The organism is Streptomyces sp. YS415 (genome assembly GCF_023544665.1).
GTDB lineage: Bacteria > Actinomycetota > Actinomycetes > Streptomycetales > Streptomycetaceae > Streptomyces.
Genome location: NZ_JAMJFL010000003.1, coordinates 21,503 through 45,860 on the forward strand (window position 1 = coordinate 21,503; position 24,358 = coordinate 45,860).

Genomic DNA, 24,358 nt, shown 5'->3' on the forward strand with positions numbered 1-24,358 from the left:
AAGTGCAGCTAACAATCGTTCACTTCGCGCGGTTTCTCACGGCTCGTATCCTGGACCGGCATTCATTCTTCGTACGCATGCCGGAACGTGAGCCGGTGCACGCGTAGGTGTGAAAGAGGTCGCTCGTTGGTCCGCAGCCGCACGGCGCAGCAGATCCCCGTCGTCGTTCTCGCCGGTTTCCTCGGCTCCGGCAAGACGACACTCCTCAACCATCTCCTCCACCGCAGCAGAGGCAGCCGTATCGGAGCGCTGGTCAACGACTTCGGCGCCATCGAGATCGACGCCATGGCCGTGGCCGGCGCGCTCGGCGACTCGACCGTCTCCCTCGGCAACGGCTGCCTGTGCTGCGCCGTCGACGCCAGTGAGCTCGACCAGTACCTGGAACGCCTCGCCGCCCCCGCCGCCGGCCTGGACGTCATCGTCATCGAGGCCAGCGGCCTCGCCGAGCCGCAGGAACTGGTCCGCATGGTGCTCGCCAGCGAGCTTCCCGGCATCGTCTACGGCGGTCTCGTCGAGGTCGTCGACGCCGCCGAGTTCGACGCCACCCGCGCCAGGCACCCCGAGATCGACCGCCATCTCGCCCTCGCCGACCTCGTCGTCGTCAACAAGCTCGACCGGGTCGCGGAGCCGGACCGGCTCGTCCCGCGCGTCCGGGAGCTCGCCCCGCGCGCCGCCGTCGTACCCGCCGTCCACGGCCGTATCGACCCGGAGTTCCTCTTCGACTGCCGGCCGGGCGAGGAGCGCGTGGGCCAGCTGTCCTTCGACGACCTGCACGAGCACGACGACCACGCCGGGCACCTGCACACCGGGTACGACAGCGTCTCGTTCGTGTCCGGAGGGCCCCTCGATCCCCGCGCGCTCATGAGGTTCCTCGACAGCCGTCCCGAGGGGCTCTACCGGATCAAGGGGTACGTCGACTTCGGCCCCCACGACACCCTGAACCGGTACGCCGTGCACGCCGTCGGGAGCTTCCTGCGGTTCTGTCCCGAACCCTGGGCGCCCGGCGAGGAGCGGCTCACCCAGCTCGTCCTCATCGGCTCCGGCATCGACGCGCCCGCCCTCGGCAAGGAACTGGAGGCGTGCCGCAGCGACGCCCCGCACGCCGACGAGCACGGCATGTGGGGCGTTCTGCGCTACGTCCAGGGCTCCGAGGACGAGCACGGGGGCCCGGTCTAGACCGGGCCCGCCACCACCGCCACCGTCTTCGGCAGCGACACGCCCGAGCCGTCGCGGCGCGGGTCCATCTCCGGCAGCTCGGCCGGGAGGCCGTTCTTCTGCGCCGCGCGGGCCGGAGCGGGGCCCGCCCAGGCCAGCGACAGACAGTCCTCGCCCTTCAGGAACCGCTGGCAGCGGACCCCGCCGGTCGCCCGGCCCTTGCGCGGGTACTGGTCGAACGGGGTCAGCTTGGCCGTCGTCTGGACCGAGTCGTCCAGCGTGCCGCGCGAGCCCGCGACGGTGAAGACGACCGCGTCGGCCGCCGGGTCCACCGCAGTGAAGGAGATGACCTTCGCGCCCTCGGTCAGCTTGATGCCCGCCACACCGCCGGCCGGCCGGCCCTGCGGACGCACCTGCGCGGCCTGGTAGCGCAGCAGCTGCGCGTCGTCCGTGATGAAGACCAGGTCCTCCTCGCCCGTGCGCAGTTCCACCGCGCCGACGATCCGGTCGCCCTCCTTGAGGGTGATGACCTCCAACTCCTCCTTGTTGGACGGATAGTCGGGCACCACGCGCTTGACGACACCCTGCTCGGTGCCGAGCGCCAGGCCGGGGGAGGACTCGTCCAGCGTGGTCAGGCAGACCACCGTCTCGTCGCCCTCCACGGAGACGAACTCCGTCACCGGAGCGCCGCCCGAGAGGGTGGGACGCGCCGCCGTCTCCGGCAGCGTCGGCAGGTCGACGACGCTGATCCGCAGCAGCCGGCCCGCGGACGTCACCGCGCCCACCTCACCGCGGGCCGTGGCCGGCACCGCCGAGACGATCACGTCGTGCTTGGTGCGCTTGGCGTCGGCGTCCTCCGCGAACGGGTCCCCGTTGGCCGTACGGGCCAGCAGGCCCGTCGAGGACAGCAGCACCCGGCACGGGTCGTCCGCCACCTGCAGCGGTACGGCGGCGGCCACCGCGCCCGCCGATTCCAGCAGGACCGTGCGCCGCTCGTTGCCGAACTTCTTGGCCACCGAGGCCAGTTCGTTGGAGACCAGCTTGCGCAGCTCCGCGTCCGAGTCGAGGATCCGGGTCAGCTCGGCGATCTCCTCGTTGAGCCGGTCCTTCTCCGCCTCCAGCTCGATGCGGTCGTACTTGGTGAGCCGGCGCAGCGGGGTGTCCAGGATGTACTGGGTCTGGATCTCCGACAGCGAGAAGCGCTCGATCAGGCGCGCCTTGGCCTCGGCGCTGTTCTCGCTGGAGCGGATCAGCCGGATGACCTCGTCGATGTCGACGAGCGCGGTGAGCAGGCCCTCCACCAGGTGCAGCCGGTCGCGCCGCTTGGTGCGGCGGAACTCGCTGCGGCGCCGGACGACCTCGAAGCGGTGGTCGAGATAGACCTCCAGCAGCTCCTTGAGGCCCAGGGTGAGGGGCTGGCCGTCGACCAGCGCGACGTTGTTGATGCCGAAGGACTCCTCCATCGGCGTCAGCTTGTACAGCTGCTCAAGGACCGCCTCCGGCACGAAGCCGTTCTTGATCTCGATGACCAGGCGCAGGCCGTGCGCGCGGTCGGTGAGGTCCTTGACGTCGGCGATGCCCTGGAGCTTCTTCGAGCCGACCAGGTCCTTGATCTTGGCGATGACCTTCTCGGGGCCGACCGTGAAGGGCAGCTCGGTGACGACGAGTCCCTTGCGGCGCGCCGTCACGTTCTCCACGGCCACCGTGGCGCGGATCTTGAAGGTGCCGCGGCCGGTCTCGTAGGCGTCCCGGATGCCGGTCAGGCCGACGATCCGGCCGCCGGTGGGCAGGTCGGGGCCTGGGACGTGCCGCATCAGGGCGTCCAGGTCCGCGTTCGGGTGCCGGATCAAATGGCGGGCGGCCGCGATGACCTCGGCGAGGTTGTGCGGCGGCATGTTGGTGGCCATGCCCACCGCGATGCCCGACGCGCCGTTGACCAGGAGGTTCGGGAAGGCGGCGGGCAGCGCCACCGGCTCCTGCTCCTGGCCGTCGTAGTTGGGCGCGAAGTCGACCGTGTCCTCGTCGATCGACTCGGTCATCAGGCTGGTCGCGGCGGCCTGCCGGCACTCGGTGTACCGCATGGCGGCCGGCGGGTCGTCGTTGCCCAGCGAGCCGAAGTTGCCGTGGCCGTCGACCAGGGGGAGGCGCATCGAGAAGGGCTGCGCCATGCGCACCAGCGCGTCGTAGATCGACGCGTCGCCGTGCGGGTGCAACTTACCCATGACCTCGCCGACCACGCGCGCGCACTTCACATAGCCGCGGTCGGGGCGCAGGCCCATCTCGTTCATCTGGTAGACGATCCGGCGGTGCACCGGCTTGAGGCCGTCACGGGCGTCCGGCAGGGCACGGGAGTAGATGACCGAGTACGCGTACTCGAGGAAGGAGCCCTGCATCTCGTCGACGACGTCGATGTCGAGGATCTTCTCCTCGTACGAGTCGTCGGGCGGCGGGGTCTTCGTGGTGCGGCGGGCCATCGCTGCCAAGGCTCCTTTTTCTGTGCGCTCACCTACGGGGCGCTCATGCTCACGCGTGAACTGGATCTGACGCGGACCATTGTGGACCGCGGCACTGACAACCCGGATCAGGACCCGGCGTCGCCCGTCCGCCCCGGCGCGGAGAGGGGCCTCCGCTCACGGCTGCCCGCAGGCTACGCGATCGGCTGCCGGCATCCGCCCTCGGCGTACGCGGCCCGGGAACTTCGCCGCGGCCCCGCACGCTTGCATACAGTGGCAGGACCGGCAGGAAAACCGCGGTCGCGAGACCGCGTCCGCGATCGAAGGGACGTACATGCCCATGGGTCACACGGCCACAACCCAGGCAGGCTCCGGCGGCCTGACAGCGACCGAGCACCGCCTGTCCAACGGCCTGCGCGTGGTGCTCTCGGAGGACCACCTGACCCCGGTCGCGGCGGTGTGCCTCTGGTACGACGTCGGCTCGCGCCACGAGGTCAAGGGGCGTACCGGCCTGGCTCACCTTTTCGAGCACCTGATGTTCCAGGGCTCCGCCCAGGTCCAGGGCAACGGTCACTTCGAACTCGTGCAGGGCGCGGGCGGCTCGCTCAACGGCACCACCAGCTTCGAGCGCACCAACTACTTCGAGACCATGCCCGCCCACCAGCTGGAGCTCGCCCTCTGGCTCGAGGCCGACCGCATGGGCTCGCTGCTCGCCGCCCTGGACGACGAGTCGATGGAGAACCAGCGCGACGTCGTGAAGAACGAGCGCCGCCAGCGCTACGACAACGTCCCCTACGGCACGGCCTTCGAGAAGCTGACCGCTCTCGCCTACCCCGAGGGCCACCCCTACCACCACACGCCGATCGGCTCGATGGCCGACCTGGACGCGGCGACCCTGGAGGACGCGCGCGCGTTCTTCCGTACGTACTACGCGCCCAACAACGCCGTGCTGTCGGTCGTCGGCGACATCGACCCCGAGCAGACGCTCGCCTGGGTGGAGAAGTACTTCGGCTCCATCGCCTCCCACGACGGCAAGCCCGCCCCGCGCGACGGCTCGCTGCCGGAGATCATCGGGAAGGAGCTGCGCGAGGTCGTCGAGGAGGAGGTCCCCGCGCGGGCGTTGATGGCCGCCTACCGCCTGCCCGAGGACGGCACCCGCGCGTGCGACGCGGTCGACCTGGCCCTGACGGTCCTCGGCGGCGGCGAGTCCTCCCGCCTCTACAACCGTCTCGTACGCCGTGACCGTACGGCCGTCGCCGCCGGGTTCGGCCTGCTGCGGCTCGCCGGAGCGCCCTCGCTGGGCTGGCTGGACGTGAAGACCTCCGGTGACGTCGAGGTTCCGGTCATCGAGGCGGCCATCGACGAGGAGCTCGCCCGGTTCGCGGCGGAGGGTCCCACGGCCGAGGAGATGGAGCGCGCCCAGGCGCAGTTGGAGCGCGAGTGGCTGGACCGGCTCGGCACGGTCGCGGGCCGCGCCGACGAACTGTGCCGCTACGCCGTCCTGTTCGGCGACCCGCAGCTCGCCCTCACCGCCGTGCAGCGGGTGCTGGAGGTGACCGCCGAGGAGGTCCAGGAGGTCGCCAAGGCCCGCCTGCGCCCCGACAACCGCGCGGTGCTCGTCTACGAGCCGACCGTGCCCCCGGAGACCGTCGAGGAACCCACCGAAGACCTGGAGTCCGCGGCCACCGTGGAAGCAAGCGCCCACAACGAGGAGACGGCCAAGTGACCGAGCTCGCCACGATGGAGTTCCACCCCCGCCCCGAGGCGGGCGAGCCGAAGGTCTGGGCCTTCCCGGCGCCCACGCGCGGGACCCTCGACAACGGCCTGACGGTCCTGCGCTGCCACCGCCCCGGCCAGCAGGTGGTCGCCGTCGAGATCCTGCTGGACGCGCCCCTGGAGGCCGAGCCGGCCGGCCTGGACGGCGTCGCCACGATCATGGCGCGGGCCTTCTCCGAGGGCACCGACAAGCACACCGCCGAGGAGTTCGCCGCCGAGCTGGAGCGCTGCGGTGCCACCCTCGACTCGCACGCCGACCACCCCGGCGTCCGGCTCTCCCTCGAAGTGCCGGTCTCCCGCCTGCCCAAGGCGCTCGGTCTGCTCTCCGACGCCCTCAGGGCGCCCGCGTTCGCCGACAGCGAGGTCGAACGGCTGGTCCGCAACCGCCTGGACGAGATCCCGCACGAGCTGGCCAACCCCTCCCGGCGGGCCGCCAAGGAGCTGTCCCGGCAGCTCTTCCCGGCGACGGCGCGCATGTCCCGCCCGCGCCAGGGCACCGAGGAGACCGTCGCGGCCATCGACTCCGCGGCCGTACGCGCCTTCTACGAGCGGCATGTGCGCCCCGCCACGGCCACCGCCGTGGTCGTCGGCGACCTGACCGGCACCGACCTCGACGCGCTCCTCGCGGACACCCTCGGCGCCTGGACCGGCTCCGCGGCCGAACCCCGGCCGGTGCCCCCGGTCACCGCCGACGACACCGGCCGCGTCGTCATCGTGGACCGCCCCGGCGCCGTCCAGACGCAGCTGCTGATCGGCCGCGTCGGCCCCGACCGGCACGACCGCGTGTGGCCCGCACAGGTCCTGGGCACCTACTGCCTCGGCGGCACCCTCACCTCCCGCCTGGACCGCGTCCTGCGCGAGGAGAAGGGTTACACCTACGGCGTGCGCTCCTTCGGGCAGGTCCTGCGCTCCGCCCCCGACGGCACCGGCGCGGCGATGCTCGCCATCAGCGGCTCGGTCGACACCCCCAACACCGGTCCCGCACTGCAGGACCTGTGGACGGTGCTGCGCACCCTCGCCGAGGGCGGGCTCACCGACGCCGAGCGGGACGTCGCCGTGCAGAACCTCGTCGGGGTGGCGCCGCTGAAGTACGAGACGGCCGCCGCGGTGGCGAGCACCCTGGCCGACCAGGTCGAGCAGCACCTGCCCGACGACTACCAGGCCACGCTCTACCGCCGACTCGCCGAGACGGGCACCGTGGAGGCCACCGCGGCCGTCGTGAGCGCCTTCCCGGTGGACCGTCTGGTGACCGTGCTCGTCGGCGACGCGGGGCAGATCAAGGAGGCCGTGGAGGCCCTCGGGATCGGTGAAGTCACCGTCGTCGCGGCCGAGTAGACACACCCTCGGGATGTGAACGCGCTGTCACGCGCGTGTGGGGCCCTGGTGACGGAAGCGCCACCAGGGCCCTTCTCATGTCCGATTTGAGGGAGAGGCTGCCTGTCTGCCCTGTGGCATGCGCTACAAAAACCGCGATCCGTTTGGGAATTGAAAGTTGCCGCGTTTAGCGTCATCCGGGCTGTTCGTCAGGCAGTGCGCCGCACCCGCGGCACCGGACAGTCATCGCCGAGTCCCCGTACGGCGCGAGCCAGGGGAGCCGGGGACCCATCGCAGTCCCTGGGGTGAATCGGACGCCCGCGCGTGAGCGAGGGGGTCCGTAGGAGACCTTCCTGCTCCGAACCCGTCAGCTAACCCGGTAGGCGAGAAGGAAGGAAAGGACCAGCCACTTCATGGCGTTCACGCGCGCCACCGGCAAGCACCGGCGTCCCGGCCGGATGCAGCGCACCACCGCCCGAGCGGCGGGTGTCGCGGCCCTCACCACCACCGGCGTCATCGGCACCCTCGGGGCCCCGGCTCTCGCCGCGGAGGCCTCGCCCGAGCAGACCGGTCTCACCCCCGTCGTCACCATCGGCGACTCGGTCGCCGAGCAGATCGACGCCCAGGCCGCCGCCCAGCAGCAGGCTGCCGACGAGGCGGCGGCGAAGCAGGCGGCCGAGGAGGCCGCCCGCAAGAGGGCCGCCGAGGCGGCCGAGCAGGCCCGCGAGGCCAAGGAGCGCGCCGCCCGCGAGGCCGAGCGCAAGCGCCTGAACACCTTCGTCTCCCCGATCTCCGGCTCCTACGTCTCGACGACCTACAGGGCCGGTGGCGCCGTCTGGTCCTCCGGCAGCCACACCGGCGTCGACTTCCACGCCGCCAGCGGCACCCCCGTCCGCTCGGTCGGCACGGGCACCGTCGTCGAGGCCGGCTGGGGCGGGGCGTACGGCAACCAGATCGTCATCAAGATGCACGACGGCACGTACACCCAGTACGGGCACCTGTCGTCCATCGGCGTCTCGGTCGGCCAGAGCGTCACCCCGGGCCAGCAGATAGGCGTCTCCGGCGCCACCGGCAACGTCACCGGCGCGCACCTGCACTTCGAGGCCCGCATGAGCGCGGAGTACGGCTCGGACATCGACCCCGTCGCCTACCTCCGCTCGCACGGCGTGAACATCTGACGGCACCCGCCCCGCACTGCCCGGACCCCGGCTCCCCGAGCCGGGGTTTTCGGCGTTTGCGACCCCCCGTTGTCCAAAAAATATGCATGGATTCAGGCCCCCCGTCGGAAATTCCAGCTCATTGGAATAGAGTCACTGAACACACGTCAGTCGTCGACGTTTCACGGGGATTAAAGCGGAGGTCGGGTCATGCGTATTCCGGCGCACTCGGTATGCACGGCGATCCGGGACGACATCGTCGCCGGTGTCTACGAGCGCGGCAGCCGGCTCACCGAGGAACTGCTCGCGCGGCGCTACGGCGTCTCGCGCGTCCCCGTCCGGGAGGCCCTGCGCACGCTGGAGGCGGAGGGGTTCGTGGTGACCCGGCGGCACGCGGGCGCGTGCGTCGCGGAACCGACCGAGCAGGAGGCCGCCGACCTGCTGGAGATGCGCTCGCTGCTGGAGCCGCTCGGTGCCGCGCGGGCCGCCCAGCGGCGCACCGAGGCGCATCTGAAGGTGCTGCGCGGCCTGGTGCGGCTCGGTCAGGAGCGGGCCAGGCGGGGCAACAGCGAGGATCTGCGCTCCCTGGGCGGCTGGTTCCACGAGACGCTCGCCCAGGCCGCCGGCAGCCCCGCCCTGACCTCGATGCTGACCCAGCTGAGGCACAAGATCGCCTGGATGTACTCGGTGGAGGCGTCGGCCGGGCCCGTGGAGGCCTGGGCCGAGCACGGGGCGATCGTGGACGCGGTGGCCCGCGGCGACAGCGAACGGGCGCGGGCGATCACGGCGGTGCACGCCGAGCGCTCCAGCGGCACGCACCGGCTGCGGTTCACCGCGGGCGGGGAGCGTGTGAGGAATTCGCAACATCCCGTAAACATGTCTGGCCTCCGGCATTAACATGCGCGCCGTATACAAAGAGAGCGTAATTCCAGGGGGATTATTTCCGCTGCCCGGAATCGGGAAATGCGAAGGGCCCGCCCGATAATTCGGACGAGCCCTGGAGGAGGCGGCGGCTGCCGCGCCCGGTATTCGCTCAGACGGTCTCGGGGAGTTCCTCGAGGCCCTCGGAGACCAGCTTCGCCAGCCGGTCGAGGGCGGCGTCCGCGCCCTCGGCGTCGGCGGCGAGCACGATCTCCTCGCCGCCCTGGGCGCCCAGGCCCAGGACCGCCAGCATCGAGGCCGCGTTGACGGGCTTGCCGTCGGCCTTGGCGATCGTCACCGGGACCCCTGTGGCCGTGGCGGCCCGGACGAAGATGGAGGCGGGGCGGGCGTGGAGGCCCTCGGCCCAGCCGACGTTGACGCGGCGCTCAGCCATGTGATGCTGCCCTTCAGGTTCTCAGGTTGTCTAGACCAGTGTTCCACAACGTGAAGCGTGCCCGGTACGGTCCTGCGTCCCGTCCCGTGCGCGACCGTCGGACCGCGGCCTCGATCCGACACCCGTCCTCCACAGACTGCCCCGCGCCGTTGTCGTACGCGAGCCGTACTCTGGGCCCCATGCAGAGCGCGTCGGACCGGCACGAGTACCCCGCCCACTGGGAAGCCGACGTGGTGCTGCGCGACGGCGGCACCGCGCGCATCCGCCCCATCACCGTTGATGACGCCGAGCGCCTGGTCAGCTTCTACGAGCAGGTCTCGGACGAGTCGAAGTACTACCGCTTCTTCGCGCCCTACCCGCGTCTGTCCGCCAAGGACGTCCACCGCTTCACGCACCACGACTTCGTGGACAGGGTGGGACTCGCGGCCACCATCGGCGGCGAGTTCATCGCCACCGTACGCTATGACCGCATTGGTGCCGACGGAATGCCCGCCTCCGCGCCCGCCGACGAGGCCGAGGTCGCCTTCCTCGTCCAGGACGCCCACCAGGGCCGCGGGGTCGCCTCCGCTCTGCTCGAACACATCGGCGCCGTCGCCCGGGAGCGCGGGATCCGCCGGTTCGCGGCCGAGGTGCTGCCCGCCAACACCAAGATGATCAAGGTGTTCACGGACGCCGGATACACCCAGAAGCGCAGCTTCGAGGACGGTGTCGTCCGGCTGGAGTTCGGCCTGGAGCCGACGGACCGCTCGCTCGCCGTGCAGTACGCGCGCGAGCAGCGCGCCGAGGCGCGGTCCGTGCAACGGCTGCTGGTCCCCGGCTCGGTGGCCGTCATCGGCGCCGGACGCACGCCCGGCGGGGTGGGCCGCGGGATCCTCGACAACATCCGGGAGGGCGGCTTCCGCGGTCCGCTGTACGCCGTGAACCAGGCGTTCCCCGAGGATCTGAAGGACCTCGCGGGAGTGCCCGCGCACCGCTCGGTGCGCGACATCGACGGGCATGTCGACGTCGCGGTGGTCGCCGTGCCCGCCGAACAGGTCCCCGAGGTCGTCACCGAGTGCGGTGAGCACGGCGTACAGGGGCTGGTCGTGGTCTCGGCCGGGTACGCCGAGAGCGGTCCCGAGGGCCGGGAGCGCCAGCGCGAACTGGTCCGGCACGCACGCGCGTACGGCATGCGCATCATCGGTCCGAACGCCTTCGGGGTCATCAACACCTCGGCGGACGTACGGCTGAACGCCTCCCTCGCGCCCGAGATGCCGCGGCCCGGCCGGATCGGGCTGTTCGCCCAGTCCGGCGCCATCGGCATCGCGCTGCTGTCCCGGCTGCACCGGCGCGGCGGCGGGGTCACCGGGGTCACCGGCGTGTCCACCTTCGTCTCCTGCGGCAACCGCGCCGACGTGTCCGGCAACGACGTCCTGCAGTACTGGTACGACGACCCGGACACCGATGTCGCCCTGATGTACCTGGAGTCCATCGGCAACCCGCGCAAGTTCACCCGGCTCGCCCGGCGTACGGCCGCCGCGAAGCCGCTGGTGGTGGTGCAGGGCGCGCGGCACGGCGGGGCGGCCCCGCAGGGGCACGCGGTACGGGCGACGCGGCTGCCGCACGCCACCGTGTCGGCGCTGCTGCGGCAGGCCGGGGTGATCCGGGTGGACACGATCACCGAACTGGTCGACGCGGGACTGCTGCTCGCGCGCCAGCCGCTGCCGGCGGGACCCCGGGTGGCGATCCTCGGCAACTCCGAGTCGCTGGGGCTGCTGACGTACGACGCGTGCCTCTCCGAGGGGCTGCGGCCGCTGCCGCCGCTGGACCTGACGACCGGGGCGTCGGCGCGGGACTTCCGGGCGGCGCTGTCGCGGGCGCTGGCCGACGACAGCTGCGACTCCGTCGTGGTGACCGCGATTCCGGCGCTGGGGGAGCCCTCGGTGGGGGAGGCGGTCCTGGCGGAGGCGCTGAGGTCGGCGGCGGAGGAGGTGCCGGGCAAGCCGGTGCTGGTGGTCCATGTGGAGCTGGGCGGGCTGGCCGAGGCCCTGTCCGCGGCCGCCAGCACGGCACCGCAGGCGACGCCCGCCCTCGTGGTCGAGGAGGCGGGGCCGGACGCGCGGCCCGGCGCCGGCGCCGTACCTCCCCCGGTGCGGGTGCCCGCAGCGCCCACCCCTGCCGCCCCAGGCGGCACGACTGCCCGCGGCTTGACGGGCCCGGGCCCCGTCGGAGCAGGCGCCCCTGGTGCCGAGGAGGCCGGTGGGGAAGACCCGGCGCGGGCAAGCCGGCTCATCCCCGCCTACCCCGCCGCCGAGCGGGCCGTCCGCGCGCTCGCCGAAGCCGTCAAGTACGCCCAGTGGCGCCGGGAGGCCGCCGAGCCCGGGCGCGTGCCCGAGTACGACGACATCGACGAGCGAGGGGCCGCCGCGCTCATCGACGGGCTGCTTGCCCGGGGCCAGGGCCTGACCCTCGGCTCCGAGGAAACGTGTGACCTGCTCGGGAAGTACGGCATCCAGGTGTGCCGGGCCCTGCCCGCCCCCACCCCCGACGACGCCGCCGACGCCGCGCGGGCCGTCGGCTACCCGGTCGCCCTCAAGGCCACCGCTCCGCACCTGCGCCACCGCGCCGACCTGGGCGGCGTCCGGCTGGACCTCGCCGACGAGGAGCAACTGCGGCGGGCGTACACCGAGTTGGTCGAGCTGTTCGGGACGCCGGCGGAGCTGAGGCCGGTCGTGCAGGCGATGGCCCCGCGCGGGGTCGACACCGTCGTACGGGCCGTGATCGACCCCGCGGCCGGTGCCGTGCTGTCGTTCGCGCTCGCCGGAGCCGCCTCCCAGCTGCTCGGGGACATGGCGCACCGGCTCATCCCGGTCACCGACCGGGAGGCGGCCTCGCTGGTCCGCTCGATCCGGACCGCGCCCCTGCTGTTCGGCTGGCGCGGCTCCACCCCGGTCGACACACCCGCCCTGGAGGCACTGCTTCTGCGGGTGTCCCGCCTGGTCGACGACCACCCGGAGGTCGTCGCCGTGACCCTGGAGCCCGTCGTCGTCGCCCCGCACGGCCTGAGCGTGCTCGGCGCCACCGTACGGCTGGCCCCGCCGCCCGCCCGCGACGACCTGGGGCCGCGCACGCTGCCCGCCTACTGACCGGCGCGAGCGGTCCCTCGCAGTCAGTGGGCCCCCGTAGGATGGGGGCCATGGCCAAGACCAGTACGACGACCCAGGGGCTGCGAGCGGCGATCGAGCGCAGCGGCTACTACCCGGCCCTCGTGGCCGAGGCGGTGGAGGCCGCCGTGGGCGGCGAGCCCATCCGGTCGTACCTGGTCCACCAGGAGACCACGTTCGACCAGAACGAGGTGCGGCGGCACGTCACCGTGCTGGTCCTCACCGACAACCGCTTCATCGTCAGCCACACCGACGAGCAGGCCGCCGACACCACCTCGCCGACCCCGTACGCCACGACCTCCACCGAGTCGGTCAAGATCGGCCGGATCTCGTCGGTCGTCCTGAGCCGGGTGGTCGCGAACCCGGAGTCGTACAAGCCCGGCACCCTGCCCCGCGAGGTCGTGCTGACCATCGGCTGGGGCGCGGTCTCCCGGATCGACCTGGAGCCGGCCGCCTGCGGCGACCCCAACTGCGAGGCCGACCACGGCTACACGGGCAGCTCCACGGCCGACGACCTCAGCCTGCGCGTCAGCGAGGCCGGCGACGGACCGGAGACGGTGCGCCAGGCGCTCGCCTTCGCGCAGGCGCTCTCCGAGGCGACCGCGGACACCGCCCGCTGATGGCCCAGCCCGCCTGGGAGCACGACCCGCAGCCGCTGCCCCTCGACTCCGCCCCCCTGCCCGAGTACGGCGCGGGATCGCTCGCCGACCTGCTGCCCACGCTCGCCGCCGGCATGGGCGTACCCGGCATGACCGCCGCGATCAGCGAGCTGGCCCCGGCCGACCGGAACTGCGTGTTCCTGATCGACGGCCTCGGCTGGGAGCAGCTGAAGGCGCACCCCGAGGACGCCCCGTTCATGACGTCGCTCCTCGCCAGCTCCCGCGGCGGCACCGGCCGGCCGCTCACCACCGGCTACCCGGCGACCACCGCGACCTCCCTCGCCTCCGTCGGCACCGGCCTGCCGCCCGGCGCGCACGGACTGCCCGGGTACACCGTGCGCAACCCGGCCACCGGCGAGCTGATGAACCAGCTGCGCTGGCAGCCCTGGACCGCGCCGGGCCCCTGGCAGCCGTACCCCACCGTCTTCCGGCTCGCCCACGACGCCGGGGTGCACGCCGCGCAGGTGTCGTCCCCCGCCTTCGAGAACACCCCGCTGACCAAGGTGGCGCTGAGCGGCGGCACCTTCCACGGGCGGCTGAGCGGCGAGGAGCGGATGGACCTCGCGGCCGAGCAACTGGCCGCCGGTGACCGCTCCCTGGTCTACACGTACTACGCCGAGGTGGACGGCGCCGGGCACCGCTTCGGCGTCGACTCCGACCTGTGGCGCGGCCAGCTCATGTACGTCGACCGGCTCGTCCAGCGCCTCGCCGAGCAGCTGCCGCCGCGCACCGCGCTCTACGTCACCGCCGACCACGGCATGGTCGACGTGCCGTTCGACGAGCAGCACCGCATCGACTTCGACGAGGACTGGGAGCTGCGGGCCGGGGTCGCCCTGCTCGGCGGCGAGGGCCGCGCGCGCCACGTCTACGCGGTTCCCGGCGCCGGGAACGACGTCCTGACCTGCTGGCGCGAGGTGCTCGGCGAGCAGTTCTGGGTGGCCTCCCGGGACGAGGCGATCGCGGCGGGCTGGTTCGGCCCGCAGGTCGACGAGCGGGTGTACGCCCGGCTCGGCGACGTGATCGCGGCGGCCCGCGACGATGTGCTGATCATCGCTTCCGAGCGGGAGCCGAAGGAGTCGGCGATGGTCGGCAACCACGGCTCGATGACCCCGGCGGAGCAGCTCGTGCCGCTGCTGGAAGTACGCACCTGACGCTGCCCGCCCCGCCCGCCACGACCCTGTTGCCGAAAGGTGCTCCACACCCCATGCCCGAGCTGGTGTTCTTCTCCGGAACGATGGACTGCGGGAAGTCGACGCTGGCCCTCCAGATCGAGCACAACCGCTCGGCGCGCGGCCTGGTCGGCATGATCTTCACCCGGGACGACCGCGCGGGCGAGGGCAAGCTCTCCTCCCGCCTCGGCCTGGTCACGGACGCGGTGGAGGTCGAGGACGGGCAGGACCTGTACGCGTACCTGGTCGACCACCTCTCCCAGGGCGGCCGAGCGGACTACGTCATCGCGGACGAGGCGCAGTTCCTCGCCCCGGAGCAGATCGACCAGCTCGCGCGCGTGGTGGACGACCTCGGCCTCGACGTCTACGCCTTCGGCATCACCACCGACTTCCGCTCCAAGCTCTTCCCCGGCTCGCAGCGCCTGGTGGAACTGGCCGACCGCGTGGAGGTGCTCCAGGTGGAGGCCCTGTGCTGGTGCGGCGCCCGCGCGACCCACAACGCCCGTACGGTGGGCGGCGAGATGGTGGTGGAGGGCGCCCAGGTGGTCGTCGGCGACGTCGACCAGTCGGACACCATCGGCTACGAGGTCCTCTGCCGCCGTCACCACCGGCGCCGTATGACGGCGGCCACCGCGCGAGCGGCGGCCCTGTCGCCGGACGTCCTGCCGGTGCCGTCCGCCTAGCGGCGCGGCCGCCTGCGGCGGGCCGGCCTCAGGGGTGGCTCTGCAGCAGCGAGAACCTCGCGCCCTCCGGGTCCGTCACCGTGGACATGCGGCCCAGGGCGCTGTCGTGGGGCGGGGTCAGGATCTGGCCGCCCAGTGATTCGGCCTGAGCCGTCGACGCGTCGGTGTCGGCCACCTCGAAGAAGGTCATCCAGTGCGGTCCCCGGTCGCGGGGGAGGGACTGCCCGAGGCCGAGGATCGCGGCGATGGTGCGGCCGGCGAGGTGGAGGGTGACGTAGTCGAAGTCCGCCGAGACCACCTTCTGCTGTTCGTGGCCGAACACCGTCTCGTAGAACTTGGTCACGGCGACCGTTTCGAAGGTCAGCAGCTCGTTCCAGACCGGCGTGCCCGGGACTCCGGTGAGGGCGCTGCCGAGGTGGGCCGCGGCCTGCCAGACGCCGAAGACGGCGCCGGAGGGATCGGAGCAGATCGCGAGTCGGCCGGCCTCGGCGGCGTCCAGGGGGCCCACCCCCACGGTGCCGCCGCACAGCCGTACCGTCTCGGCCGTCAGGTCCACGTCCGTCGAGGCGAAGTAGGGCGTCCAGGCGACGGGCAGGTGCCGGTCCGGCGGCAGCTGGCCGATGCCGGCCACTTCCTTCCCGTCCAGCAGCGCCCGTACGTACGGGCCGAGCTGCTGCGGTCCGGGCCGGAACTCCCAGCCGAACAGCTCACCGTAGAACTCCTGGGTCGCGGCAACCCCGTGCGCCATCAGACTCACCCAGCAGGGCGAGCCGGGCGCGTGCCGAGCGTGCGCTTCGCCGTTCAGGCCGGCCGACCCCCGTGCCTCGGTCATCGTCACTCTCTCCTCGGCCCCTCGCGGTGGCCGCGTCGATTCCGCTCTCCGGACCCCGTGCCGATGCTCGCACCACCCGTGCCGCCGCGCGTCCCGGGCGCGCCGCGGTACCGCGCGCTGCGCCCGGAGGATGCCCGTTGTGCCGCTTCTCGTCCGTTTCCGTTTCCGCGCGATGGCCCACGGGTGTCGATCGGCTGTACAGCTTGTGCCCGACCCCGTACGCCCCGTGATCGGGGCGGTCCGGCCGAGCAGAGTAGCCGGACCTGGTCCGTGCGGCCACCCCGTACGCGAGGATGGGGCCATGAACGCCATCATCTCCGCAACCGAACTCGCCGCCGACCTGCGCGGATCCCGTCCGCCGGTGCTGCTGGACGTCCGCTGGCAGTTGAGCGTGGCTCGAGCGGCGGGCGAGCCGCCCTTCGACGGACGGGCCGAGTACGCGGCCGGGCACCTCCCCGGCGCGGTCTTCGTCGACCTGGACGAAGAGCTCGCCGCCGCCCCCGGAACCGCCGGCCGGCATCCGCTGCCGGACCTCGCGGAGTTCGGCTCCGCGATGCGCCGCGCGGGGGTCTCCGCCGGACGCCCCGTGGTCGTGTACGACGGCGGCCAGGGCTGGGCCGCGGCCCGCGCGTGGTGGCTGCTGCGCTGGACGGGTCACCCGGACGTGCGGGTCCTCGACGGCGGGTTGCCGGCCTGGGACGGACCGCTGGAGACATCGGTACCGACGCCCGCGGAGGGTGATTTCCAGCCGAACCCGGCCGCGTCCGGTCTGCTCGACGCGGACGGCGCCGCCGCACTGGCCCGCTCCGGGCTGCTGCTGGACGCCCGCGCGGGGGAGCGGTACCGGGGCGAGGTGGAGCCGATCGACCGCGTCGGCGGGCACATCCCGGGTGCCGTGTCCGCGCCGACCAACGAGAACGTCGCCGCCGACGGCCGCTTCCTCCCCGCCGAGGAACTGCACGCCCGCTTCAAGGCCCTCGGCGCCGACGACGGCACGCCGGTCGGCGTGTACTGCGGCTCGGGCGTCTCCGGGGCCCACGAAGTCCTGGCCCTCGCCGTCGCCGGCATCCCCGCCGCGCTCTACGTCGGCTCCTGGTCGGAATGGTCCTCCGACCCCTCCCGCCCGGTGGCGGTGGGCCCGGACCCGCAGTAGCCCTGAGTCGGGGGCACACGGGGGACGGTGGCGGGGGCGGTGCTCTGCGCACTGAGGGCCCCCGCCGTGCAGCGCGGGCCCAGGGGGTCACCTGTCGGCGCCCCCGCGTTGTACGGCCGTCCTACTCCTGCTTCTTGCGGCGGGTGCCGAAGACGATCTCGTCCCAGCTCGGGACCGCCGCGCGGCGGCCCGGGCGGACGCCGTCGGCCTCGGCCTGGCGGTCGGTCGAGCCGATCAGCCGGTCGCGGTGGCTGCCCACGGAGCGGGGCATCAGGACATCGGCGTAGGCGGAACCGGCCGACGCCGCGGGGGCGGGCGGTTCCTCCTCCGCGGGCTCGTCCGCGGGCTCCTCCGGCGCGGGGGCCTCCGACGGGCGCTCCGGTACGACGAGGTCGCCGCGGAAGCTCGGGACAGCCTCCAGCAGGCTGGTCAGCGAGTCCCGTTCGCTCGCGGTCTCCTCGGCCGGCTCCAGAGCCGGGACCGGCAGGCTCGGCCGCTCCCGCTCGATCCTGCCGTCCAGCGGGCGGTCACGGGGCAGCCGCGCGATACGCGGGACGAACGGAAAGCTGGGCTCGGGCGCGGCGAGGTCCTCGGACTCGCCGATCAGCGAGCGGGCCTCGTCGTCGACGGCCTGCACGAGCCGCCGGGGCGGGTCGTACGTCCAGCTCGCCGAGTGTGGTTCGCCCGCCACCCGGTAGACCAGCAGCACCTCCCAGGTGCCGTCGTCGCGGCGCCAGGAGTCCCACTGCACCGTGTCCTTCTCGGCGCCGCGGATCAGCAGCCGCTCCTGGACCGCCTCACCGAGCTGGGGTCCGGCGTTCTCACCGGGGCGGCGGACCGGGGTCTTGCGGGCCCGCTCGGCCATGAAGGCGCGCTCGGCGAGCACGGGGCCCTCGAAGCGCCGGACACGGTCGACAGGAATGCCGGCCATCTGCGCGACTTCCTCAGCCGTGGCACCCGCGCGTATACGCGCCTGGATGTCACGGGGGCGGAGATGGCTCTCCACCTCGATCTCGATCTGGCCGAGGCGGGGACGGTCGCCGCGCACGGCGGCACGGAGACGTTCGTCGATCGGAAGCGTGTACTCCGTTGCGTCGGCAGCCTTCAGCACCAGCCGTGTGCCGTCATTGGAGACGGCCACGACACGCAGTTCGGGCATGGGGACCTCCCGGGTGGTGCCTGCCGACGTCACGTGCGTCGCTGCTTCCGCTAGTCGAGTGTGGCCTGCCCGGGTGCAGCCTGCCACAACCTTGCCGAGTTGCCCGGCGTGTCGGGCACGGGCCCTGGATCGCCGTTATGGCACGGTTACCTATTCGCAACGCTAAGTGACTAACTCCGTCACCCTGTGCAACTAGCCCCCTCACGACGGTCCTTGAAGGCCACGGACGTCCTGGCGGGAGACCGGACCCAGGGCTCGCAACAGTACTCCATTCGGGCCACGAGCGTGGATCGGCGCGCCGCCCGATTTGGTGCGAGAGCCGGGACTCGGCCGCCGCGCAAGGGAGTTGGCGGATCCGAAACGTGGCGTACCTCACGCGACCCGGCGCCTGCGCTAGTCGCCCAGAACCCGCCGCAGATAGTCGTTCCGGAACAACCGGTCCGGATCCAGCCGGTCCCGGAGCGCCGTGAACTCCCCGAAGCGCGGGTACGCCCCGGCGAAGTACTCGGCGTCGCGCGTGTGCACCTTGCCCCAGTGCGGCCGCCCCTCGTGCGCGGTGAAGATGCGCTCGGCGGCGGTGAAGTACCGCTGGTACGGGGCCCCCTTGGCCATGTGGACGGCGATGTACCCGCTGTCGCGGCCCGCGGCGGTGGACAGGGCGATGTCGTCGGCCGGGGCGGTGCGCACCTCCACGGGGAAGCTGACCTTCAGGTCCGAGCGGTCGATCATCGACTTCAGTTCCCGCAGCGTCTCGACGACGGCCGCGCGCGGGACGGCGTACTCCATCTCCACGAAGCGCACCCGGCGCGGCGAGGTGAAGACCTTGTACGGGATGTCGGTGTACGTCCGCGCGGACAGGGCCTTGCTGGAGATCCGGGCGATGGCCGGGACCGCGGCGGGCGCCGCGCGGCCGACCCACTGCGCGGCCTGGAAGACACCGTTGGAGAGGAACTCGTCCTCGAACCAGGCCTTGAGCCGGCCCACCGGACGCTCCGGGCCCGCGCTGCGGTTGTTGCGCTTGGTGTTGGTGCTGCCGGTGTGCGGGAACCAGTAGAACTCGAAGTGCTCGTTCTCGGCCCACAGTTCGTCGAAGTCGCGGGTGACCCGGTCGAAGCTCATCGGCTCCTCACGGGCCGTCAGCAGGAAGACCGGCTCCACGGCGAAGGTGATCGCGCTGACGATGCCGAGCGCGCCCAGGCCGATCCGGGCGGCGGCGAAGACCTCCGGGTTCTCCTTCGGGGAACAGGCCAGCACCGAGCCGTCGGCCGTGACCAGTTCGAGCGCGGTGATCTGGGCGGCTATCGACCCCGACTCCCGGCCCGTGCCGTGGGTTCCGGTGCTGGTGGCTCCGGAGACCGTCTGCTCCATGATGTCGCCCATGTTGGTCAGCGACAGACCCTCCCGGGCCAGGGCCAGGTTGAGCCTCTTGAGCGGGGTGCCGGCCTCTACCGTCACGGTCATGGCGTCCCGGTCGATGTGGCGGATGCCGGTCAACAGGTGAGGACGGATCAACACACCGTCGGTGGCGGCGATCGACGTGAAGGAGTGGCCGGTACCGACGGCTTTCACCGTCAGGCCGTCCTCGGCGGCCCGGCGCACGGCCTCGGCCAGTTCCTCGGCGGAGGCGGGCGTGACCTCCCGCGCGGGGCGGGCGGAGACGTTTCCGCCCCAGTTACGCCACGTGCCGTTCTTCCCGCTCGCTGTGCTGCTCAACGGTGCCTCCCCGACGCGGAGCCGGCCGCTTGAGCCGGCGGTACCCGAGGAAACCGACCGCGACCGCGACGGCTCCGGAGACCGCCGGAACCCCGTACCCGGCCCGTGCACCGGCCGCGTCGATCACCCAGCCGGACACGGAGGAGCCGAGCGCGACCCCGACCGCGAGCCCCGTGCTCACCCAGGTCATGCCCTCGGTCAGTTGCGCGCGAGGTACGTGCTGTTCGATGAGGGACATCGTCGTGATCATCGTCGGAGCGATGCAGAGCCCCGCAAGGAACAGCGCCACGGCCAGAAACGGCAAGTTTCCGACCAGTAGGAGGGGGATCATACTCACGGCCATCGCACATATGCCCAGCAGCCAGCGAGGTTCGGGCGCCCCCTTGAGGTGCAGCAGCCCGAACACGGCGCCCGCCGCACAAGATCCGGCCGCGTACACGGCGAGGACGATGCTCGCGGCCCCCTTGTGGCCCTGCTCCTCGGCGAAGGCCACGGTGACCACGTCGACGGCCCCGAAGATCGCCCCCGTCGCCACGAAGGTGAGCACCAGGACCTGCAGGCCGGCGGAGCGCAGCGCGCTGCTGCCGCGCCGCTCGTGCCGCGCGCGCGGGTGCGGCTCGGGCTCGGTGGCGCGCTGGGCGGTCAGCCAGAAGACACCGGCCGCGAGGAAGCAGGCGGCGAGCAGCGGACCGGCCTCCGGGAACCAGGCCGTGGACAGCCCGATCGAGATGATCGGCCCGAAGATGAAGCAGACCTCGTCCACCACCGACTCGAAGGAGTACGCGGTGTGCAGCTGCGGGGTGCCCCGGTACACGGCAGCCCAGCGGGCGCGGATCATCGCCCCGACGCTCGGCACGCAGCCGATGCCGGCGGAGAACACGAACAGCGTCCAGTCCGGCCAGCCGTAGTGCGCGGCCGGCAACAGCCCGGCCGCCGCGGCGAGCGAGACCAGCGTCGCCGGCCGCAGCACGCGCCGCTGGCCGTACTGGTCAACCCATCGGGAGACCTGCGGCCCGGCCACCGCCGCGGCCAGCGCGATGGTGGCCGACAGCGCGCCGGCCAGGCCGTAGCGCCCAGTCAGCTGGGACACCATCGTCACCACGCCGATGCCCATCATCGACAGAGGCATCCGGCCGAGGAAGCCCGCGGCGGAGAAGCCCTTGGAGCCGGGGGCGGCGAACAGAGCGCGGTAGGGGCTGGGCACTGGGGTCTCCGGTCGAGAGGCGGGCGGCTCGGGGACGCGCCCGGCACGGCGCACGCCCTTGCGCCCGTAAGGCGTGAACGCAGCTGATACAGCTTACGAGTAAGGCAACCCTAATGCACCCGATCGGCCGGTCGGGGGCCCAGGTCGACCCCCCCGCCCCGTCCCGGCCGTCAGTGCCGGGTGGCAGGATCGGACCCATGCCAGACGCGCTCGATGCCAGCCCCTACGACGCCCTCCTACTGCTCTCCTTCGGTGGCCCCGAGGGCCCGGACGACGTGGTTCCGTTCCTGGAGAACGTGACGCGGGGGCGCGGCATCCCCAAGGAACGGCTGAAGGAAGTCGGACAGCACTACTTCCTGTTCGGCGGCGTCAGCCCCATCAACGACCAGAACCGCGCACTCCTCGACGCCCTGCGCAAGGACTTCGCCGGCCACGGCCTGGACCTGCCCGTCTACTGGGGCAACCGCAACTGGGCGCCGTACCTCACCGACACCCTGCGCGAGATGGTGCGCGACGGCCGCCGCCGCATCCTGGTCCTCGCCACCAGCGCCTACGCCTCGTACTCGGGCTGCCGCCAGTACCGCGAGAACCTCGCCGACGCGCTCGCCGCCCTGGAGGCCGAGGGCCTGGAGCTGCCGAAGATCGACAAGCTGCGGCACTACTTCAACCACCCGGGCTTCGTGGAGCCCATGACCGACGGTGTGCTGCGGTCCCTGGCCGACCTCCCCGAGGAGGTCCGGGACGGCGCCCACCTCGCGTTCACGACCCACTCCATCCCCGTCTCCGCCGCGGACACCTCCGGACCGGCCGGGGAGCACGGCGACGGCGGGGCGTACGTCAGGCAGCACCTGGACGTGGCGCGGCTCATCGCCGAGGGCGTCCGCGAGCGCACCGGCGTCGACCACCCCTGGCAGCTCGTCTACCAGTCCCGTTCCGGCGCCCCGCACATCCCGTGGCTGGAGCCCGACATCTGCGACCACCTGGAGGAGCGGCACGCCGCCGGCGTCCCGGCCGTGGTCATGGCGCCCATCGGGTTCGTCTCGGACCACATGGAGGTCCTGTACGACCTCGACACCGAGGCCACGGCCAGGGCCGCGGAGCTGGGTCTGCCGGTCCGCCGCTCGGCCACCGTCGGCGCCGACCCGCGGTTCGCCGCCGCCGTCCGCGAGCTGGTCCTGGAGCGGGCCGCCGCCGAGAGCGGCCGGGCCGTCACCCCGTGCGCCCTGGGCGCGCTCGGCGCGAGCCACGACCTCTGCCCGGTCGGCTGCTGCCCGGCCCGCGCCCCCCGGCCCGCCGCCGCGGGCGCCGACAGCCCCTACGCATGAGGAGCGCCGTGACCAACCCCCTCCACACGGACCTGCTCCGGCTCGCCCGGCAGGCCGCGCGCCGCGCGGGCGACCTGCTGCGGGACGGCCGGCCGGCCGATCTCGCGGTGGCCAGGACCAAGTCGAGCCCGATCGACGTGGTCACCGAGATGGACATCGCCGCCGAGAAGCTGATCACCGACCTGATCTCCGATCGGCGCCCCGACGACGGCTTCCTCGGGGAGGAGGGCGCCTCCACCGAGGGCACCAGCGGGATCCGCTGGGTGATCGACCCCCTCGACGGCACGGTCAACTACCTGTACGGCCTGCCGACCTGGGCCGTCTCCATCGCCGCCGAGCAGGACGGCGAGACGGTGGTCGGGGTCGTCGCCGCCCCGATGCGCGGGGAGACGTACCACGCGGTCCGCGGCGCGGGCGCCTTCGCCACCGGTGCCTGGGAGGGCGAGCGCCCCCTGGCCTGCCGCCCGGCGCCGCCGCTGGAGCAGGCGCTGGTCTCCACCGGCTTCAACTACGTGACCGGGGTCCGCGTCCACCAGGCCGAGATCGCCCACCGGCTGATCCCGCTGCTGCGGGACATCCGGCGCTCCGGCTCGGCGGCGGTCGACCTGTGCGACGTGGCCGCGGGCCGGCTGGACGGCTACTACGAGCGGGGCCTGCACCCCTGGGACCTCGCGGCGGGCGACCTGATCGCCCGGGAAGCGGGCGCCGTCACCGGTGGACGGCCCGGAGAGGGCCCCACGGGCGACCTGGCGATTGCCGCCACCCCGGGCGTCTTCGAGCCCCTCCAGCGGCTGCTGGAGGACTTCGGCGCCTGGCACGACTGACCGCGTCCGGCACAGCACGAGAGCGGGCCCCCGGCGCTGGATTCGCCGGGGGCCCGCCCCTGTGTGCACGTGCTGGTCAGACGCTGTACGCGTTGACTTCCACGCCGTGCTCCGCGGCGAGGCGGCGCAGGTCGTCGAGCTCGCCCTGCTCCACCTCGACGAGGAAGTCGTCGCCCTCGTCGCGGGCCCGCGTCAGGTCGGACTCGGTCGCCCTTATGCGCTGCAGAAGCCCTGCGGTGAATGCGTCCATGCTGTGCCCCCTCGTCCTGGGTCGTGGGTCGGTGGCACCGGGGTGTGCCGTTCGGAAGGGGCGATCACGTCTCCTGTGGGTGCCCAGCGCTGCCCCTGCCGGGCGGCGACGGTGCCGGACATCCACGACCGCTCTGCGGAAAGCGGATTGCCGCGTACCGCATGGTGGTGCGGCACAAGCGGAGCGTGATCGCGGGGTGTAAAGCCGTCCTCCCCCTGCTCTCCCTCACGGAAACCTCAACCCCCGCGGAAAATCCCGCATTCCCGGGGCCTCCCAGCAGCCCCGCGGGCGCCCCTCACCCGTCTTACCGCCGACTTATGGCCGAAAAGGGCAGGATGGAGGCCCACACCCCACCAGACCCCTGCTCGAGCGCCCCAGCGGCGCTATGCGAGTGGACCTCAGGAAGGAACAGCGACGTGCGCGTACTCGTCGTCGAGGACGAGCAACTGCTCGCCGATGCGGTGGCCACCGGACTGCGCCGGGAGGCCATGGCCGTCGACGTCGTGTACGACGGTGCGGCCGCCCTGGAGCGCATCGGCGTCAACGACTACGACGTGGTCGTCCTCGACCGTGACCTCCCGCTCGTGCACGGCGACGACGTCTGCCGCAAGGTCGTCGAACTCGGCATGCCCACCCGCGTGCTGATGCTCACCGCCTCCGGCGACGTGAGCGACCGGGTCGAGGGCCTGGAGATCGGCGCCGACGACTATCTCCCCAAGCCCTTCGCCTTCAGCGAGCTGACGGCACGCGTGCGCGCCCTCGGCCGCCGCACCAGCGTGCCGCTGCCGCCCGTCCTGGAGCGCGCCGGGATCAAGCTCGACCCCAACCGCCGCGAGGTCTTCCGCGACGGCAAGGAAGTCCAGCTCGCCCCCAAGGAGTTCGCCGTCCTGGAGGTGCTGATGCGCAGCGAGGGCGCGGTCGTCTCGGCGGAGCAGCTGCTGGAGAAGGCCTGGGACGAGAACACCGACCCGTTCACCAACGTCGTCCGGGTCACCGTCATGACACTGCGCCGCAAGCTGGGCGAGCCCCCCGTCATCGTCACCGTCCCCGGCTCCGGCTACCGGATCTGATCCC

General features: G+C 72.6%; 20 protein-coding genes and 1 riboswitch. Of the genes, 13 read left to right on the plus strand and 7 right to left on the minus strand.

The genetic code is table 11. The features are described 5' to 3' along the window. Window positions 1–126 precede the first annotated feature (126 nt). The gene (locus M8H82_RS04880) at window positions 127–1,176 is read left to right on the plus strand and encodes a GTP-binding protein (RefSeq protein ID WP_250071161.1); all 1,050 of its coding nucleotides are present in this window, start codon (window positions 127–129) and stop codon (window positions 1,174–1,176) included. On the opposite strand, the gene M8H82_RS04885 is transcribed toward M8H82_RS04880, so the two are convergent. Beyond that, window positions 1,173–3,629, minus strand: coding sequence for a DNA topoisomerase (ATP-hydrolyzing) subunit A (locus M8H82_RS04885; RefSeq protein ID WP_250071162.1), 2,457 nt, complete (start codon window positions 3,627–3,629; stop codon window positions 1,173–1,175). The genes M8H82_RS04880 and M8H82_RS04885 overlap by 4 nt on opposite strands. Before the next feature lie 313 nt (window positions 3,630–3,942). Here M8H82_RS04885 and M8H82_RS04890 point away from each other — a divergent pair, with 313 nt between their 5' ends. The 4 genes from M8H82_RS04890 to M8H82_RS04905 all read left to right on the plus strand — a co-directional run bounded on the left by M8H82_RS04890 (window position 3,943) and on the right by M8H82_RS04905 (window position 8,752). Next, window positions 3,943–5,334, plus strand: a complete 1,392-nt coding sequence (locus M8H82_RS04890) for a pitrilysin family protein (RefSeq protein ID WP_250071163.1) — start codon at window positions 3,943–3,945, stop codon at window positions 5,332–5,334. Continuing rightward, the gene (locus M8H82_RS04895; RefSeq protein WP_250071164.1) at window positions 5,331–6,719 is read left to right on the plus strand and encodes a pitrilysin family protein; all 1,389 of its coding nucleotides are present in this window, start codon (window positions 5,331–5,333) and stop codon (window positions 6,717–6,719) included. The genes M8H82_RS04890 and M8H82_RS04895 overlap by 4 nt, the downstream gene beginning before the upstream one ends. A gap of 216 nt (window positions 6,720–6,935) precedes the next feature. Then, a riboswitch (cyclic di-AMP (ydaO/yuaA leader) is annotated at window positions 6,936–7,098 on the plus strand. Window positions 7,099–7,111: 13 nt separating this feature from the next. Then, window positions 7,112–7,876: a M23 family metallopeptidase gene (locus M8H82_RS04900; protein WP_250071165.1), complete on the plus strand. Its 765-nt coding sequence runs from the start codon at window positions 7,112–7,114 to the stop codon at window positions 7,874–7,876. Window positions 7,877–8,065: 189 nt separating this feature from the next. Then, the gene (locus M8H82_RS04905) at window positions 8,066–8,752 is read left to right on the plus strand and encodes a GntR family transcriptional regulator (RefSeq protein WP_250071166.1); all 687 of its coding nucleotides are present in this window, start codon (window positions 8,066–8,068) and stop codon (window positions 8,750–8,752) included. 136 nt (window positions 8,753–8,888) lie between these two features. Here M8H82_RS04905 and M8H82_RS04910 read toward each other — a convergent pair whose 3' ends face one another. Beyond that, on the minus strand, window positions 8,889–9,170 hold the full coding sequence (locus M8H82_RS04910; RefSeq protein ID WP_250071167.1) for an HPr family phosphocarrier protein: 282 nt from the start codon (window positions 9,168–9,170) through the stop codon (window positions 8,889–8,891). Window positions 9,171–9,349: 179 nt separating this feature from the next. Between M8H82_RS04910 and M8H82_RS04915 the strand changes: the two genes are divergently transcribed. From M8H82_RS04915 to M8H82_RS04930, 4 genes are read left to right on the plus strand one after another with little or no spacing between them, the layout of a single operon-like run. Continuing rightward, window positions 9,350–12,295: a bifunctional GNAT family N-acetyltransferase/acetate--CoA ligase family protein gene (locus M8H82_RS04915; protein ID WP_250071168.1), complete on the plus strand. Its 2,946-nt coding sequence runs from the start codon at window positions 9,350–9,352 to the stop codon at window positions 12,293–12,295. A gap of 50 nt (window positions 12,296–12,345) precedes the next feature. Beyond that, window positions 12,346–12,933, plus strand: coding sequence for a DUF5998 family protein (locus tag M8H82_RS04920; RefSeq protein ID WP_250071169.1), 588 nt, complete (start codon window positions 12,346–12,348; stop codon window positions 12,931–12,933). Further along, window positions 12,933–14,123: an alkaline phosphatase family protein gene (locus M8H82_RS04925; protein WP_250071170.1), complete on the plus strand. Its 1,191-nt coding sequence runs from the start codon at window positions 12,933–12,935 to the stop codon at window positions 14,121–14,123. Before M8H82_RS04920 ends, M8H82_RS04925 begins: the two co-directional genes overlap by 1 nt. Window positions 14,124–14,176: 53 nt before the next feature. Continuing rightward, window positions 14,177–14,824: a thymidine kinase gene (locus M8H82_RS04930; RefSeq protein ID WP_250071171.1), complete on the plus strand. Its 648-nt coding sequence runs from the start codon at window positions 14,177–14,179 to the stop codon at window positions 14,822–14,824. A gap of 28 nt (window positions 14,825–14,852) precedes the next feature. Here M8H82_RS04930 and M8H82_RS04935 read toward each other — a convergent pair whose 3' ends face one another. Further along, window positions 14,853–15,656, minus strand: coding sequence for a VOC family protein (locus M8H82_RS04935; protein ID WP_250071172.1), 804 nt, complete (start codon window positions 15,654–15,656; stop codon window positions 14,853–14,855). A gap of 301 nt (window positions 15,657–15,957) precedes the next feature. Between M8H82_RS04935 and M8H82_RS04940 the strand changes: the two genes are divergently transcribed. Beyond that, a complete protein-coding gene (locus tag M8H82_RS04940) occupies window positions 15,958–16,809 on the plus strand; it encodes a sulfurtransferase (protein ID WP_250071173.1) in 852 nt (283 codons plus the stop codon). Window positions 16,810–16,930: 121 nt separating this feature from the next. Here M8H82_RS04940 and sepH read toward each other — a convergent pair whose 3' ends face one another. From sepH to M8H82_RS04955, 3 genes are all read right to left on the minus strand, one after another. Further along, window positions 16,931–17,968 carry a septation protein SepH gene (sepH, locus tag M8H82_RS04945; protein ID WP_250071174.1) on the minus strand — a complete coding sequence of 346 codons (1,038 nt, stop codon included), beginning with the start codon at window positions 17,966–17,968 and terminating at the stop codon, window positions 16,931–16,933. Window positions 17,969–18,361: 393 nt separating this feature from the next. Beyond that, entirely contained in the window at window positions 18,362–19,681 is a 1,320-nt protein-coding gene (locus M8H82_RS04950) for a D-arabinono-1,4-lactone oxidase (protein ID WP_250071175.1), read from the minus strand. Continuing rightward, window positions 19,641–20,885 carry an MFS transporter gene (locus M8H82_RS04955; RefSeq protein WP_250071176.1) on the minus strand — a complete coding sequence of 415 codons (1,245 nt, stop codon included), beginning with the start codon at window positions 20,883–20,885 and terminating at the stop codon, window positions 19,641–19,643. Before M8H82_RS04955 ends, M8H82_RS04950 begins: the two co-directional genes overlap by 41 nt. Window positions 20,886–21,082: 197 nt before the next feature. On the opposite strand from M8H82_RS04955, the gene M8H82_RS04960 reads away from it, so the two are divergent. Together M8H82_RS04960 and M8H82_RS04965 are read left to right on the plus strand one after the other, a co-directional pair. Beyond that, window positions 21,083–22,210, plus strand: coding sequence for a ferrochelatase (locus M8H82_RS04960; RefSeq protein WP_250071177.1), 1,128 nt, complete (start codon window positions 21,083–21,085; stop codon window positions 22,208–22,210). An 8-nt stretch (window positions 22,211–22,218) separates the two neighbouring features. After that, window positions 22,219–23,034, plus strand: a complete 816-nt coding sequence (locus tag M8H82_RS04965; RefSeq protein WP_250071178.1) for an inositol monophosphatase family protein — start codon at window positions 22,219–22,221, stop codon at window positions 23,032–23,034. A gap of 76 nt (window positions 23,035–23,110) precedes the next feature. Here the strand turns inward: M8H82_RS04965 and M8H82_RS04970 are convergent, their stop codons facing one another. Continuing rightward, window positions 23,111–23,284 carry a hypothetical protein gene (locus M8H82_RS04970; RefSeq protein WP_250071179.1) on the minus strand — a complete coding sequence of 58 codons (174 nt, stop codon included), beginning with the start codon at window positions 23,282–23,284 and terminating at the stop codon, window positions 23,111–23,113. 416 nt (window positions 23,285–23,700) lie between these two features. Between M8H82_RS04970 and M8H82_RS04975 the strand changes: the two genes are divergently transcribed. Next, a complete protein-coding gene (locus tag M8H82_RS04975) occupies window positions 23,701–24,354 on the plus strand; it encodes a response regulator transcription factor (RefSeq protein ID WP_250071180.1) in 654 nt (217 codons plus the stop codon). Window positions 24,355–24,358 lie beyond the last annotated feature (4 nt).